The following is a 15,133-nucleotide window of genomic DNA, read 5'->3' as shown; positions in this document are numbered from 1 at the left end:
GGCAGACGCCGGCGGTTCGACAAGAACCCGTCGAACCGCCGGCGTCTGCCGGCCGGGTTGCACTGACAACACGGGCGGGCGCAGGCGAGGTGCCCTCGCTGATGTGCCTTGCCGAAGGGGCGGACCGTGGCTCAATCGCGCCTGCCCTACTTCGCCACCTTCTTCACCGCGATGGTGAGCGGCTGGCCGTCGATCTTGACCGTCGCGGTGTGGGCGTCGCCGTTGAGCGGCGCGGCCGACCACTCGACCGCCTGCACCGCCGTCGCGATGGTCTTCTGGTGCGTGGTGATCGCCCGGGTCAACTCGTCCGACGTTGCCGCGAGGTGCAGTGCGATCTGGTCGGACAGGTCGAACTTCGCGTCCTTGCGGGCGTTTTGCACCTGCCGCACCACGTCGCGGGCCAGCCCTTCGAGCTTCAGTTCCTCGGTGACGCTCGTGCAGATTGCTACCTGCGTGCCGCCGTCGGCGACGCCGCACCACCCGACCGCGGCGGTGAACTCGCGGACGAGGTCGGCACTATCGAGTTCGACCCCGGCGAGGGCGAACGGCTTCGCGGCGAGTTGCTCCGCGGTCATCGACGCGAGTGCGGTCTCGGCCTCCTTGAGCTTCGCCCCGAGCTTGCTCGCCGCGGTCTTCTTGTTGAGCCGCGCACTGACGGTGAGCAGTGGCCCGGACTGTGGGTCGTGCAACCGAACCGTCTTCACGTTCAACTCGTCGAGGATCAGGTCGCGGAACCGCTCGACGCCGCGGCGGTGCGCCTCGGACCCGGCCGAGACGACCAGTTCCGCGAGCGGTTGCCGCACGTTGAGCTTTGCCTGCTGCCGCGCCGACAGACCGAGCGAGATCACCTCCTGAACCGCACCCATGTCCTTCGAGAGCGTCTCGTCCTTCAGCGTCTCCTCGGCGACGGGGAAGTCGCACAGGTGGACGCTCTCGGGGTCGGTCGGCAGGCGCAGGTTCCGCCAAATCACCTCCGTGACGAACGGCACGCACGGAGCCATGAGCTTGCACAGCGTCGTGAGCGTCGCGTAGAGCGTCTGGTACGCGGCCTGCTTGTCCGCACGGCCAGCGGCGTCGAGTTCGGCGTTCTTGCTGTGCAGCCGGTCCTTGTTGCGGCGCACGTACCAGTTCGACAGGTCGGCTTCGATGAACTTCTCGCACGACGTCGCGAAGTCCATGACGCTGTAACCGCGGTACGCCTCGTGCGCCGCCGTGACGAGCGACTGCAAGTTCGAGAGCAGCCAGCGGTCGATGTCCTGGCGCTGTGCGAGAGGCACCGCGGGCGCGGCCGGGTCGAACCCGTCGCCGGTCGCGTAGTTGCAGAACATCGCGTAGGTGTTCCACAGCTTGAAGATCACCTTCGACCGCACCTCGTCGGCCGGGGTGGGGCCGAAATTGACGTGCGCGGCCGGGTTCTGCCGGCAGTACAGCCAGCGCATCACGTCGGCACCGATCGCCTTGAACGGGAGCGGGTTGCCCTTCGCATCCGGGATCACGCCGCCCTTGTCCGCGGCCGCGACGAACTCGATCGAGTTCCCGGCCCCCTTGTGCATCTCGTGGCCGTACTGGTCACGCACGTTCGCGTGCCCGAGGAGGGTCCGGAACGGCGGCTTGCCGTCGCTCATCATCGTGGAGAGCGCGAGGAGCGCGTAGAACCAGTTACGGAACTGGCCCGGGAAGCTCTCGGTGATGAAGTCGGCCGGGTACCACTTCTGCCAGTATTCGCGGTCCTGGTTGTACTTCATCGTCGAGAACGCCACGATGCCCGCGTCGAGCCACGGGTTGCCGACGTCCGGGATGCGCGACATCAGGTTCCCGGTCTTCGGGTTCCGGATCTTCACCTTGTCCACGAACGGGCGGTGCGGGGTGTGGCCGTCGAACTCGGCCCACCCCTCGACGGCGCGTTCCTTCAGCTCCTCGTAGCTGCCGATCACCTCGAACTGCGTGGGGTCCGCGTCGTCCACCCACACGGGCAGCGCGAGCCCCCAGTACCGCTTCTTCGAGATCATCCAGTCGCCCATGTTCTTGAGCCAGTCCAGCTCGCGGGCCGTGCCGTTGATGCTCTCGGGCAGGAACTTCACCTCGGGGTTGCGGACCACCTTCATGATCTCTTGGCGGAAACTGTAGTCGGGGGTCGGGGATCGGGGGTCGGGGGTCGGACCGGCAGGGTCAACACCCCCGGTCTGACTCCCGGCTCCCGCCTCCTGACTCCCGGGCTTCGGCCCCATGTTGATGAACCACTCGTCCACGAGCCGGTACAGCAGCTCCGTCTTGCACCGCCAGCAGTGCGGGTAGCGGTGGACGTAGCGCTCGGTGGTGAACAGCAGGTCGCGCTTCTTCAACTCCTCGAACACGGCGTCGGCCGTGGCGTGGTCGGCGGCGTTCTTGCCCGTGAGCGGCCCGAACCCCTCGACGAAGTGCCCGTCGTCACCGATCGGCGCGACCGGCGGCAGGCCGTTCTGCTGGCCCCAGACGTAGTCGATCGCCCCGCACCCCGGGGCGGTGTGGACGATGCCCGTGCCCTCGGTCTCGGTGACGTCCTTGCCGCCCGAGATGATCTTGTGCGCCTTCGCCGCGGTGGTCTTCGGCCACTTCTCCGATTGCTCGGTGACCTTGGCGACGTCCTTCGGGAAGCCGAACTCGTGGTTCTGCGCCGGGAGGTCGTCGAACGGGCCGACGTACTCCCACCCGAGCATGTCGGAGCCCTTCACCTCGCCGACGATCTCGTAGGTGTCGCCCTTGCCCGCCTTCGACTTGAACATCTGCTCGATGGTGTTCAGGTGCGGGACGCCGTCGATCCAGTCGCGCTTCTTCTTGGACGCGCCGGCGTCCGGCTCGCCGTCCTCGTCGCCGCCGGCGCTCTCCATGCGGTTCATCTTGAACACGCCCTTGGAGAGGTAGTACACCTCGCCCTTCAACTTCACCTTGAGGTACGTCAGGTCCGGGTTCACCGCCGCGCCGACGTTACTCGTGAGGGTCCACGGCGTCGTCGTCCACACCAGCAGGTTTTCTTTCTCCTGACTCCCGGCTCCCGGCTCCTGACTCCTGGGCTTCAGCGGGAACTTCACGAACACCGCCCGGTGCTCCACGAACTTGTAGCCCTCCTTCATTTCCTGCTCGGAGAGGCCGACGCCGCACCGCCCGCACCACGGCATCACGTCGTACCCGCGGTACACGAGCCCCTTGTGGTGGCACTTCTTGAGGAACGCCCAGATCGTGTAATTGTTCTCCTCCGCCATCGTGAAGTACGACTTCCGATCGTCCGGCTTCTTCGCCCAGTCGTCGTTGGTGCGGTCCCAGTTCATCCAGTAGCCGAGGCGGATGCTCTGCTCGGTCTGGACGCGCGCGAACGTGTTCACGCGGTCCTTGCAGGCCTGCACGAACTTGGCGATGCTCGCCTCGGCGTCGCCGGGGACGAGGTTCTCGATGTCCCGCTTGCTCCTGAGCCCGAGCGATTTCTCGACCTCGACCTCGACCCACAGCCCCTGGCAGTCGAACCCCTGCTGGTAGCGGAGTTCGTGGCCGGTCATGGCGAAGTAGCGGTTGTAGACGTCCTTGTACGTGCGGCCCCAGGCGTGGTGGACGCCCATCGGGTTGTTGGCGGTGATCGGGCCGTCGAGGAAGCTCCACCGCGGCTTGCCCTTGTTCAGCTCCTTCCGCTTCTCGAAGATGCCGTTCGCGTCCCAGAACGCGAGGATGGTGCGCTCTAGCGACGGGAAATCGACCGAACTCTCGACCTTCTCGAACGGCATGGCGTGGAACCTCGCGGCGGGGATCGACAGGGGCATTTTATGGGTGACACCGCACCCCGGTAGGTGGCTCGCGCCGGGGCGGAGGCGCCCCGCCGGGAACCCGGGGTTGAAACCCCGGGCTATTGCCGGTGACCCCGTTGGGGTCACATCGCTTTCGCGACCCCGAAGGGGTCGCCGGGCATAGCCCGGGGTTTCAACCCCGGGTCCGTGGAACCCCGCACATCTTCCGCACCTTGCCCGGTCCTGCTACGGACCTGTCTCACCGGCACGTCCCGCGGTACTCTCCGCACATCTCGAACAATTTTCACTTTCCTTCCGACCGGAACGACCCTCACAATTGGCGCTACCCGGATTCCCGGTTTTCCCCTCACATTTCCCGAGACGCACCATGGCCAAGTCCGCCGCGACCGCGAAGAAGCCCGCCGCCAAAGCTCCCGCCAAGCCGCGCACCAGGAAGGCGACGCCGGGCACGCCGGAACTCGCGCCGTCGATGCCGCTGGCCCGGCCGAGCACCCGGAGCCGGTTCACGCTTTTCAACCTGCTCGGCAAGCCCCGGGCGTACTACCTCGTCGAGCCGATCGACCTGCCCCGTGAGCCGGCCAGCACCAAGAAGGCGGTCGCCCACAGCGTCATCGTCGTGGACCGCTCCGGGTCGATGTATTCCGACCTGCCGGCGACCAAGGAGACGCTCCTCAAGGTGCTGACGCTCGACGAGTACGCCCAGTACAACCTGCTCGTCACGCTCATCTCGTACTCCGGCTCCGGCGACGTGATCTGCCACTTCGAGCGGACCCCGATCCGCGAGATCATGAAGAAGGACTCGCGGTTCCAGAAGGACATCAAGCAGATCCACACCGCCGGCGCGACCTGCATCTCGCAGGGACTCAAGCTGGCCGCCGAGAAGGTGAAGGACGGCGAACTGACCGCCATCACGCTCCACACCGACGGCTACGCCAACGACCCGTCGCCCGCGTCCGAGGCCGCGACGCTGCTGCAACTGTGCGACGACCTGAAGACCAAGGACGTGTTCGTCAACACGCTGGCGTACGGCAACTACTCCGACTTCCGGCTGCTGTCGCGGGTCGCGAACGCCGGCAGCGGGTCGTGCATCCGGGCGGGGAAGATCGCGGAGGTGTACGACAGCCTCTACAGCAGCACGAAGACGCTCGGCGGGTCGGTCACGCCGCCGCTCGAACTCCCGCTGGAGAAGGGGTTCGACTACCAGGTGTTCGTGTCGCGCTCGGCGGGGCGCGTGATCGGCACCGCCGACACGCTGAGCGTCCGCGGGCTGCGGGCCGAGGACGACGCGACCGTGTACCGGTTCCGCAAGCTCTCGAAGGAGGACTTCGACAAGCTCCGCGACGTGCCGGTCGAGCAGACGAGCGAGGCCGTGTTCGCGTTCGCCAAGGCGAACCTCGGCGAGGGGAACCTCAACACCGCCAAGTACGCGCTCGGCAGCACGTTCGACGCGACGCTCGTCGGGGCGCACGCGCGGGCGCTCACGAACAACCAGGTCGCCGCGTTCGCCCAGGACCTCGACACGCTCGTGTTGTTCAACCCCGGTCAACTCACCGAGCACACGATCCTGAGCGAGGTGCCGGTCAACAAGAAGATCCCGTTCCTCGAACTCGTGAACATCCTCGACGCCAACCGGGCGAACTTCGTCATCAACCGCGAGGCGCTGACGGCCGTGTACGTGCGCCGCGGGCTGAAGCGCGTCACCGGCACCCGCGACGAGAACGGGAAGGTGGTCGAGCCGACGCTGAAGACCGAGTTCGTCAACGACGACACGTACCTGCCGATCGCGTCGTTCGAGATCAACCGCAACACGGCGTCGATGAACATGATGCTGACCCGGAAGGTGCGGCTCGTGCCCGCGGCCGGCGGCGCGCCGATCACCGAGGTCGCCGGCATCAAGCTGGACAACCTGAGCACGTTCAACAACTACACGCTCGTCGGCGACGGCGAGCTGACCGTGCCGTACCTCAAGGTGAAGATCAGCGAGAAGTCGCTGTTCGACAAGCTCGCCAACGAGGGCGTGCTCGAAGTGGACGGCGCACCCGCGACGAAGTTCGACAGGGAGCAGGAGTACACGCTGCGGCTCGACGAGTTGCCGATCGTGCCGCCGTTCGAGGGGGCGGTGAACCTCGACGGCGTGTTCGACGAGTTGGCCCGCCTCAAGGTGCTCTCCAGCCTGTGCGGCGCGCACCTCAAGGAAGAATCGGCCGACCTCGCGCCCGAGCAGGTCGAGGCGCTGAAGAAGCACTACCTGTCGAAGAGCCTGTTCCTGAACTTCCCGACGACCACGCCGTACGCGAAGCTCGAAGAGGCGCTCGCCGACGGCAGCGTGGACACCCGCACGTCGTTCAAGATCGACGTCGGCAGCAAGCAGATCCTGAACCTCTCGAAGTTGCACAGCGCGAACAAGTTCCTGGAGCGGATGTACGAGGTGACCGGGGTCGACGGGAAGCCGCTGGAGAAGCCGGCGTTCGAGGACGTGCTCGACGGCACCGTGGCGTACAAGCACAAGACCCTCTCGGCCAAGACGAAGGTGACGAAGGTCGACGACTTCATGAAGGCGCTGTTCGACGACTTCCTCGGCCTGCGTGCGAGCGGCGCGGCCGTGAAGGTGCTGGAATCGGTTGGGGCCGACAAACTCGCGGCGATCGTGAGGGACCGGGCGAAGGGCAAGCAGTCGGCCCGCAAGGCGTTCGTGGAAGCGCTCGCCGACGCCCGGAAGAAGCTCGACGCCCGAAGCGACGCGCTGTTCACCCAGAAGCTCAGCCCGCTCGTGTTCTACGTCGGCTCGACCGGCCTCCTGCCCGACGAGATCGACGCGAGGGCGCAGTCGGCCGACGCGCTCGCCGGGAAGTACCCGGACCTGGCGTTCTCGAAGGACGAGAAGGAGGGGACGTTCTTCGAGGTCGGCGACACGGTCCTGAGCGTGTACGCGAAGACCGAGTACTTCTCGCGCGACAAGTGACGCGGAACGCTGCGGGCCGCGGGTTCACTCCCGCGGCCCGCGGCACTTCCGGGCGATAGCGTCACTCCTTCTCGACCAGGTACTCCGGCTTGATGACGAGCCGGCCGAGCGGGTCGAGGGGCGGGTGAACCGTGAGCACGACCGGCGGGCTGTGCCACGGGGCCGACTCGCCCTTCACGGTCCACTCGGCGTAGATCAGGAACACGCCGAGCCGCTTCGGGGTGAACTCGAATTCCCGCCCGTGCCGCCCGGGGCGGACCTCGACTTGCGGCACCGGCGGTCCGGACCGCCCCGCGAGCCATGGCAGCCCGTCGAAGGCGTTGAACTCCTCTCGGAACTCCTCGGCGGGGAGGTTCACCATCACGCCGGTCGCGTCCCATCGTCCGATCCGCACGACGCGGTTCTCGATGGACCTGACCTCCGGGTTCCACTTCCCCGGGACGGACTGCTCGAGCGTGAGGGTTTCGCCGACGACCGCTTCGGCCTTGCTGACCCACGCCTCGACCTTGATCGGCGGCTTGGCCTTCGGTGCGGGCGCGGTCCGCGCGGCCGGCGCGATCGCGACCCAGGCGAACAAGGAGCCGAGAACCGCTCCCGTTACGAATCCGTACACTCGTGGCCTCCTTGGTTCGGGGTCGCGGGCGGCGGGGCGGCCCCCCGCCGATCGGGTCACTCTTTCTGATTGTAGACCTTCGTGATGTCCCCAACACGCGACGCAGTGCGATCGCCGCGGGCACAACGCGGCCCTCCAGGTCTTCAACACCCAGGCGGGTTCGAGTTCCCGTGGGCGCGGGGCGTCCCGTGAGCTTCTTCGCAAGGCCAAGCATTCGGAGAGGCATCAAGGTTATCCTTCGTACCGTAGTGACTTTGGGCGAAGCAAGAGTTTTGCAGCACTACGGGAATGGCTTTCAAGTGAATTCTCCATTTCACTTCCGAGGTTTCGCCCTGATACTCGACTCTCCCTCACCACGGAACCTCTCCATGACCTCTCCCGTGATCCTCGCCATCGACCAGGGCACCACCAGTTCGCGGGCGATCGTGTACGACGCGGCGACGTTCGCGGTTCTAGGCGCCGCACAGCAGGAGACCGAGCAGCACTACCCGCGGGACGGGTGGGTCGAGCACGAGCCCGAGGAGATCTGGTACTCGGTCGCCCGGACCGTGCGCGAGGCGGTCGCGAAGTCGGGCCGAGACGCGAAGAGCATCGCCGCCGTCGGCATCACGAACCAGCGCGAAACGACCGTGGTGTGGGACCGCGCCACGGGCCGCACCGTCGGCCGGGCGATCGTGTGGCAGGACCGGCGGACCACCGACTTCTGCCGCGAGCGGGCCGGTGACCAGCCGTGGCTCACCGCGAAGACCGGCCTCGTGCTCGACCCGTACTTCTCCGGCACGAAGCTCCGGTGGATGCTGAACCACGTCCCGGAGCTGAAAGCCGGTGCGGAGGCCGGGCACCTGGCGGCCGGCACCATCGACACGTTCCTGATCTGGCGGCTCACCGGCGGCGCGAGCCACGCCACCGACGCGAGCAACGCCAGCCGCACGCTGCTGTTCAACATCCACGACATGACGTGGGACGACGAGTTGCTGAACTTCTTCGGCGTGCCGCGGGCGCTGCTCCCCGAGGTGAAGCCGAGCGCCGCCGAGTTCGGCGTCACGAAGGGGCTCGACTTCCTGCCCGACGGCGTCCCCATCCGCGGCGTCGCCGGCGACCAGCAGGCGGCGCTGTTCGGCCAGGGGTGCTTCGGGCCGGGGGCCGGGAAGTGTACCTACGGCACCGGCGCGTTCTTCCTGCTGCACACGGGTGACACCGCGGTGTCATCGGCGCACAAGCTCCTCACCACCGTGGCCGCCACGACCGACGCGAAGCCGAAGTACGCGATCGAAGGGGCAGTGTTCATCGCGGGGGCGGCGGTACAGTGGCTCCGCGACGGGCTGCACCTGGTCGCGTCGTCGGCCGAGGTCGAGCAACTGGCCCGGCAGTCGAACCCGGCCGAGGGGGTGCTGTTCGTGCCGGGGTTGGTCGGGCTCGGCGCGCCGCACTGGGTGCCCGAGGCCCGCGGGGTGATCTTCGGGCTCACGCGCGCCACGACCGCCGCCGACCTCGGCCGCGCGGCCCTCGAAGGGGTCGCGTTCCAGGTCGCGGACCTGATCGACGCGGCGGTGCGCGACACGGCCGGCGCTGCCACCGCGGCCGGCATCGCGACGCTGAAGGTGGACGGCGGGATGTCGGCGAACGACTGGTTCCTGCAGTTCCAGGCCGACGTGCTCGGGCGGCCGGTCGCCCGTGCGGCGCAGGGCGAATCGACGGCACTGGGGGCGGCGTTTCTTGCCGCGGTCGGCGCGGGGCTGGCGGACGTTGCGAAGCTGTCGGCACTGACCTCGGCCGCCGCGACGACGTTCGAACCGCGGATGCCGGCCGCCGACCGCGGGGCGAAACTCGCCGCGTGGCGCAAGGCCGTGCGGGCCGTGGTGGCGTTCTACTCGGCCAGTTGACCCGCTACCCGAGCGCCGCGTCGGGGATTTGAAACACGGGGCGGTAAAGTGTGGAGTGCCAGGTGTCTTCAATCTCTGGGCTCTGGATGCACCGGTGCCACGACGAGAGTGGAACGTGGTATTCCAAGTCGCATGCGCCGCTGCACGCACGAACCCCGCCGTCGCCGCCGCAGTACACGCCAGGCGTGTCGAGTGCCTCCAGAATGTACGTGTCGTAGGCGATCAACAGCCCGAATGCATTTCGAGGCGAACCATTGAACATGTCGCCGAAGTACCACAGAGACCGCGTCCCGGCCGAGCACGCATATTCCCATTGGTCCGCTGTCGGCAACGTCAGGCCCTTCTTGCGGAGTTCGCCGCGCTCGGCCGCTCCGGTCGCACACTTCTTGTGTCGGGAGTGTGAGGCGATTAGATACGGCCCGAGGTGTACGGTTCTCAGCGGGGACAGGACGGTTGCAAGATAGCCTTCCCACCTCGCGTTCTCCCACCCCTCCAGCCCGCGGACATTGTCGAGCCACTCCCGAACCAGTTCTTGTGGCACGCGCGTTGGTTGAGAGGGATCGTACCCGAGCGTGGCTTCGCCCCCGGGAATGAGCGAGAACACCCGTTCTTTGTACTCGAAAAGGGCGACGTACCGCTGCTGGTTGCCGGCTGCAAAAGGTGCGACACTCACGAACTCCCACCCAACCGGCAGGCACCGCTCGACCGCCCGTGCAACGGCTTCGGCCGTCGGGGCGTCGAACTGGTCCCACACCGCGAGCGTCAGGAACTCGCGCTCCACCAGGTGACCGTTCGGGTCTTGGGGCACGGCGGCACCTCACTTCTTCTTTCGCTTTGAGGGTTTCTTCGCCGAGGTCGGGGCGGGGAATCGCGCGAAGAGTTGTGCGAGCGGGAGCCGGAAGCCCGGCAGCACGTCGCCGCCGTCGAGCGCGCCGTCGGCGGGGACCGCGGTCTTCGCGTCGGGGGCGGTGTACGCTTCGGCCGTGCGGGTCTTCGGGTCGATGATCCACACCAGCTTCACCCCGCCGCCGAAATACTCCTTCAACTTGATCCGCATCTCCTTCCGCGTGTTGCCGGGGCTCAGAACCTCGACCGCGAGGTCGGGAACCTGTTTACTGATTTGTTCCTGGGGAATGGTGCGCTCGGGTCGCGACTTCCACGAAACGAACGTCAGATCGGGGCCGCGCACCCGCTTCGCGTTCACCCGAACGAGGTCGTCGGCCGTGGTGCAGTAGCCGAGGTCGTGCTGTTGGAGGAAGATCCCGAGCCACTTGCCCAGCTCGAAACTCAGCACCGAGTCCTTGTGGCCCATGCCCTTCTCCACGAGGGTCCCGTCCACCAGTTCGTACAGCTTTCGGGGCCGGCCGTGCATGCGGAGCAGGTCGCGCTCCGTGGCGGTGCCCGGGAGCGGGTTCATGCAGACCCGGCCGGCGGGGATGTTGCCGAGCCGCTTCAGCAGTTCGCCCACGTCCTCGAACACGAACTCGGCCTTCGCACTCGCCATTCTCGTTCTCTCCTGCGGGCCGACTCCCCCGCACTAAGATACCCGAACCGCGACCCGTGCCCCAACGCCAACCGGTGGCCCCGTGCTCTCAGCGGACGTGCTCCGACAGGTCCGCCGGCTCCACCTCCGGGCGCGGCGGCTCGTGCAGACGCTCCTCGGCGGCGAGTACCACTCGGCGTTCAAGGGGGCCGGGCTCTCGTTCGAGGAGGTCCGCGAGTACCAGCCCGGCGACGACGTCCGCACCATCGACTGGAACGTCACCGCCCGCGTCGGCCAGCCGTTCATCAAGCGGTTCGTCGAGGAGCGGGAGCTCACCATGCTCCTCGTCGTGGACGTGTCCGCCAGCACCCGGTTCGGCACCGGCCCGCTCACGAAGCGGACCGCGGCGGCCGAACTCGCGGCGCTGCTCGCGCTGTGCGCCGCGAGCAACAACGACCGCGTCGGGCTGATCGCGTTCACGTCCGAGGTCGAGCGGTTCGTGCCGCCGAACAAGGGGCCGCGGCACGTCCTGCGGGTGCTCCGCGACGTCCTCGCGTTCGAGCCGACGAAGCCCGGCACCGACCTCGCCGCGGCGCTCGACTACGTCACCAAGGTGCAGCGGCGGCGGGCCGTCGTGTTCGTGCTGAGCGACTTCATGGGCACCGGCTACGAGCGGGCGTTCCGGCGGGCGGCCCGGAAGCACGACCTCGTTGCGGTCCGCACGACCGACCCCCGCGAGGCGGCGTGGCCCGCGGCCGGGCTCGTGCGGGTGCGGGACGCCGAGACCGGCGAGCAGTTCGTGGTCGACACGAGCGACGCGTCGGTCCGCGAGCGGTTCGCGCGTGAGGCAGCGGAACGAGCGGCGTCGTTCACGAAGGTCGCCCGCGGCTCGCAGGCCGACGTGATCGAGGTCGGCACCGACGGCGGGCACTTCGAGGCGCTGCTCGGGTTCTTCCGCCGCCGCGACCGCCGGCGACGCAGGTGAAGTTCGGAGTGCGGGGTGCGGAATGCGGAACGGAACCCAAAGACCCGGGCGAGCGGTGGGCGTGAGCCCCCCGAGGGCGGAGCAGTCGAACAACTCGGGGGGCTCACGCCCCCGGCTCGCCGGGCTGCTGGCGCTCCTCATCAGTTCAACGGTCGCGCACGCGCAGACCGCGACCTTCGCCACCGACCGCAAGCCCGCCGAGCCGCTGCGGCTGTCGGAGTCGCTGCGGGCGACGCTCACCGTCGAGGGCGCGGCCCCGCTCGCGGTCGCGCTCCCCGACCCGCTCCTCGACCCGATCTCCGACCGCGACTGGAAGATTCAGCCGATCGGCGGCACCGTGATCGTCGCGCTCGACGGGGGGACGCAGCGTTGGACGCAGGCGTACCGGCTCGATCCGTACACACCTGGTCCCGCGATGCCGGTGATCTTCGGCACGCTGAAGGTGAACGGCCGCGAGGTGCAACCCGGCGGGTTCGACGTGAAGGTCGTTACGACCGTGACCGAGGCGAAGGCCGAGGCCGCGCGGCCCGTGACCGGCATCGAGGAACTGCCCCCGCCCCCCGATGACACCGCGGTGTCACCACACCCGCTGTGGTGGGCCGGCGGGGCGCTCGCCGTTGTGCTGGTTGCGGTGCTGGCCGTGCGGTTGCGGCGCAGGCCCCCGCCGGTGCCGCCGCACGCCTGGGCCGCGGCCGCGTTCGACCGACTGGAGCAGGGCGGGGCACGAGGCGCAGAGTTGCTCGCCGGCGCGGCCGGGGTGGTCCGCGGGTTCATCGAGCGGCAGTTCGGCGTGCCGGCCACGCGGCTCACCACAGAGGAACTTTTAGCGACGCCGGCGGCCGGGGCGGTCGAACAGGCCGATGCGCTGCGGGCGCTGCTCGACCGGTGCGATCGCGCGAAGTTCGCCGGGGACGTACCCGACGACGGTGGGTGTCGGAGCGTCCTTGCCGGGTGTCGGCAGTGGGTTCACGACGTACGCGCCGCCCTCCCCGGGCCACGGTGACGGCGGCTGCGGCCGGGTCTTCCCCCGCACCGCCACGCCGGGCAGCGGGGTCCACAACTGGGGCGGCAGCCAGCCCCCTTCGAGCAGCGGGTGCCGGTCGATGAACCGGTTCCGCGAGCGGTCGTAGAACAGGTCCTGCGGCACCGTCGCGGCGGGGCGGGCGGCTCGCGCGTCGATCAGGCCGGCGTAGATCAGCGCCTCGATCGTGGACTGCGCGCAGTAGAACCGGCCGCCCGGCATGAGGTGCGCCCGGCCGAAGATGGCGGTCCGCAGTGGGCCGCGGGGGCTCAGCGGGGTGCCGTGCAGCAGGAACCGGATCAGCGCGTACCGCTGGCCGTCGGTCGCCACGGCGAACTGCGTCAGGCGGCGGTCCTGCTCCGGCGTCAGCGGCACCGCCCGTTGCCGCACCCACACGTAACCCGGGTAGGCGTTGATGCGGTAGTCGAGCGGCGTGACGCGGCTGTAGAGCGTGTCGCCGTACCCCGACTCGAACACCCCGAGCCGGCCGTCGGGCATCGTGACGACAAGGCCGTTGTGCCCCGGCTTGCCGGTCAGCGCGATGCGGAACAGGAGCGTCCAGAACCGGTTCGTGTCGCTCATCAGCAGCACGTCGCCGGCCCTCGGGGCGTAGTGCGTCACCGGGAGCCGCGGGAGCGGCTCGACGTCGAACGCCGGCTGGTACAGGTAGCCGTAGGGGGTCTCGGCCGGAACGTAGGTGGGCGGGTACACCTTCGGGCCGGTCGGGTCGCCGATCGGGGTCGTGCCGAGCAGGAGCAGGAGAGCGGGCGTCATGCGGTCGGCCCCGTGAACCTTGAGCAAATCCCCGTCCTCAGTATGACCGGGCCGCGGCGGGACGCAATGCAACCCGCCCAACCGGACCGGCGGCGGCAAAGCACCGGCGCTACCCGACCGCCAAACTCCGACCAACCCGCACAACGGCACCCATGCTCCTGACCATTACCACCACCCGCCCGCCCGCCACCGACCTCGGGTGGCTGCTCCACAAGCACCCGGACCGCACGCAGAGCTTCGACGTCACGTTCGGCAAGGTCCACGTCTTCTACCCCGAGGCGACCGACGAGCGCTGCACCGCGGCGCTGCTCCTCGACGTCGACCCGGTCGGCCTCGCGCGGCGCGACCGCGCCCCGGAACTGCTCGCCCAGTACGTCAACGACCGGCCCTATATTGCGTCGTCGTTCATGAGCGTCGCGATCTCGCAGGTGTACGGCTCGGCGCTCGGCGGGAGCTGCAAGCTGAAGCCGGACCTCGCCGAGGAGCCGCTGCCGCTGGTCGCGAGGCTCGCGGTGGTGCCGTGCCGCCGCGGGGGCGAGGCGTTCCTCCGGCGGCTGTTCGAGCCGCTCGGGTACGCCGTCACCGCGACGCGGCACCCGCTCGACGACCGGCACCCCGAGTGGGGCGAGTCGCCGTACTTCACGGTCGAACTCGCGGCCACGGTCCGCGTCGCTGAACTGCTCTCGCACCTGTACGTCCTCGTGCCGGTGCTCGACGACGAGAAGCACTACTGGGTCGCCCACGACGAGGTCGAGAAGCTGTTGCGGCACGGCGAGGGGTGGCTCGCGACGCACCCCGAGAAGGAGCAGATCACCGCCCGCTACCTGAAGCGGCAGGGGAAGCTGGTGCGGTCGGCGCTGGCGGAACTCGCGGCCGGCGACGGCACCGACCCCGACGACGCAGCCGTCGCGAACGACCTCGCCGAGGAGCGGCTCGAAGCCCGCGTCAGCCTCCACGAGCGCCGGCTGACGACGGTGCTGGCGGTCCTGCAAGAGAGCGGGGCGAAGCGAGTTCTCGACCTCGGCTGCGGCGAGGGGAAGCTCTTGCGCCTGCTCGCTACCGACCCGCGGTTCACAGAAGTCGTCGGCCTCGACGTGTCCGTTCGCGCGCTGGAGATCGCCAGGCAGCGAATCGACCGCACGCGGCTGTTCGACGGCCAGCGGGAGCGCATCAAGCTGCTGCACGGCGCGCTCACCTACCGCGACGCGCGCCTGGAGGGGTTCGACGCCGCGGCCGTGGTCGAAGTGATCGAACACCTCGACCCGCCCCGGCTCGAAGCGTTCGCGCAGGCGCTGTTCGGCTGCGCCCGCCCCGGTGCGGTGGTGCTGACGACGCCGAACCGCGAGTACAACGTGAAGTTCGAGAACCTCCCGGCCGGCAAGTTCCGCCACGCCGACCACCGCTTCGAGTGGAACCGCGGCGAGTTCGAGGCGTGGTGCGGCGGCGTCTGCTCGCGGTACGGCTACACCGCCCACCTCTCGCCGCTCGGCGACACCGACCCCGCCGTCGGCGGCCCGAGCCAGATGGCGGTGTTCCTGCGGCAGTGACACCGCACTGTCAGTCGGTGTCGATGGCAACGAGTGATCTTCTTGGTCCGAGCCCGAGCGCCGAGCGAGGGTTCACGCACACCCCTCGCTCG

Annotated in this window: 9 protein-coding genes; 4 read left to right on the top strand and 5 right to left on the bottom strand. The window is 68.7% G+C overall.

The annotated features are described in order from the left end of the window. Positions 1 to 146 precede the first annotated feature (146 nt). Entirely contained in the window at positions 147 to 3,788 is a 3,642-nt protein-coding gene (locus ACTIGN_RS31765) for an isoleucine--tRNA ligase (protein WP_439631540.1), read from the bottom strand. 352 nt (positions 3,789 to 4,140) lie between these two features. On the opposite strand from ACTIGN_RS31765, the gene ACTIGN_RS31760 reads away from it, so the two are divergent. Further along, positions 4,141 to 6,735: a VWA domain-containing protein gene (locus ACTIGN_RS31760; protein WP_439631538.1), complete on the top strand. Its 2,595-nt coding sequence runs from the start codon at positions 4,141 to 4,143 to the stop codon at positions 6,733 to 6,735. Positions 6,736 to 6,796: 61 nt separating this feature from the next. Here ACTIGN_RS31760 and ACTIGN_RS31755 read toward each other — a convergent pair whose 3' ends face one another. Beyond that, positions 6,797 to 7,348: a hypothetical protein gene (locus ACTIGN_RS31755; protein WP_439631536.1), complete on the bottom strand. Its 552-nt coding sequence runs from the start codon at positions 7,346 to 7,348 to the stop codon at positions 6,797 to 6,799. 368 nt (positions 7,349 to 7,716) lie between these two features. Here ACTIGN_RS31755 and glpK point away from each other — a divergent pair, with 368 nt between their 5' ends. Then, a complete protein-coding gene (gene glpK / locus ACTIGN_RS31750) occupies positions 7,717 to 9,231 on the top strand; it encodes a glycerol kinase GlpK (protein ID WP_439631534.1) in 1,515 nt (504 codons plus the stop codon). Between the two features lie 4 nt (positions 9,232 to 9,235). Here glpK and ACTIGN_RS31745 read toward each other — a convergent pair whose 3' ends face one another. Both ACTIGN_RS31745 and ACTIGN_RS31740 read right to left on the bottom strand, forming a co-directional pair. After that, complete coding sequence (locus tag ACTIGN_RS31745; protein ID WP_439631532.1) at positions 9,236 to 10,039, bottom strand: hypothetical protein; 804 nt, start codon at positions 10,037 to 10,039, stop codon at positions 9,236 to 9,238. A 9-nt stretch (positions 10,040 to 10,048) separates the two neighbouring features. Further along, positions 10,049 to 10,735 (bottom strand): Uma2 family endonuclease, encoded by a 687-nt coding sequence (locus tag ACTIGN_RS31740; RefSeq protein ID WP_439631530.1) that lies wholly within the window; start codon positions 10,733 to 10,735, stop codon positions 10,049 to 10,051. Positions 10,736 to 10,817: 82 nt separating this feature from the next. On the opposite strand from ACTIGN_RS31740, the gene ACTIGN_RS31735 reads away from it, so the two are divergent. Further along, entirely contained in the window at positions 10,818 to 11,699 is an 882-nt protein-coding gene (locus ACTIGN_RS31735; protein ID WP_439631528.1) for a DUF58 domain-containing protein, read from the top strand. An 823-nt stretch (positions 11,700 to 12,522) separates the two neighbouring features. Here ACTIGN_RS31735 and ACTIGN_RS31730 read toward each other — a convergent pair. Beyond that, positions 12,523 to 13,494, bottom strand: a complete 972-nt coding sequence (locus ACTIGN_RS31730) for a hypothetical protein (RefSeq protein ID WP_439631526.1) — start codon at positions 13,492 to 13,494, stop codon at positions 12,523 to 12,525. Between the two features lie 152 nt (positions 13,495 to 13,646). Here ACTIGN_RS31730 and ACTIGN_RS31725 point away from each other — a divergent pair, with 152 nt between their 5' ends. Beyond that, a complete protein-coding gene (locus tag ACTIGN_RS31725) occupies positions 13,647 to 15,041 on the top strand; it encodes a 3' terminal RNA ribose 2'-O-methyltransferase Hen1 (protein ID WP_439631524.1) in 1,395 nt (464 codons plus the stop codon). The last annotated feature ends 92 nt before the right edge of the window (positions 15,042 to 15,133 follow it).

It is taken from the genome of Gemmata sp., assembly GCF_051859125.1.
In the GTDB taxonomy this organism is placed as follows: Bacteria; Planctomycetota; Planctomycetia; order Gemmatales; family Gemmataceae; genus Gemmata.
This window is presented reverse-complemented; position numbering and strand designations above follow the sequence as displayed.

What these genes read in the sequence shown, in the direction of transcription:
- ACTIGN_RS31765 (WP_439631540.1), bottom strand. Translation starts at nt 3,788, where the DNA reads ATGCCCCTGTCGATCCCCGCCGCGAGGTTCCACGCCATGCCGTTCGAG.
- ACTIGN_RS31760 (WP_439631538.1), top strand. Translation starts at nt 4,141, where the DNA reads ATGGCCAAGTCCGCCGCGACCGCGAAGAAGCCCGCCGCCAAAGCTCCC.
- glpK (WP_439631534.1), top strand. Translation starts at nt 7,717, where the DNA reads ATGACCTCTCCCGTGATCCTCGCCATCGACCAGGGCACCACCAGTTCG.
- ACTIGN_RS31740 (WP_439631530.1), bottom strand. Translation starts at nt 10,735, where the DNA reads ATGGCGAGTGCGAAGGCCGAGTTCGTGTTCGAGGACGTGGGCGAACTG.
- ACTIGN_RS31730 (WP_439631526.1), bottom strand. Translation starts at nt 13,494, where the DNA reads ATGACGCCCGCTCTCCTGCTCCTGCTCGGCACGACCCCGATCGGCGAC.
- ACTIGN_RS31725 (WP_439631524.1), top strand. Translation starts at nt 13,647, where the DNA reads ATGCTCCTGACCATTACCACCACCCGCCCGCCCGCCACCGACCTCGGG.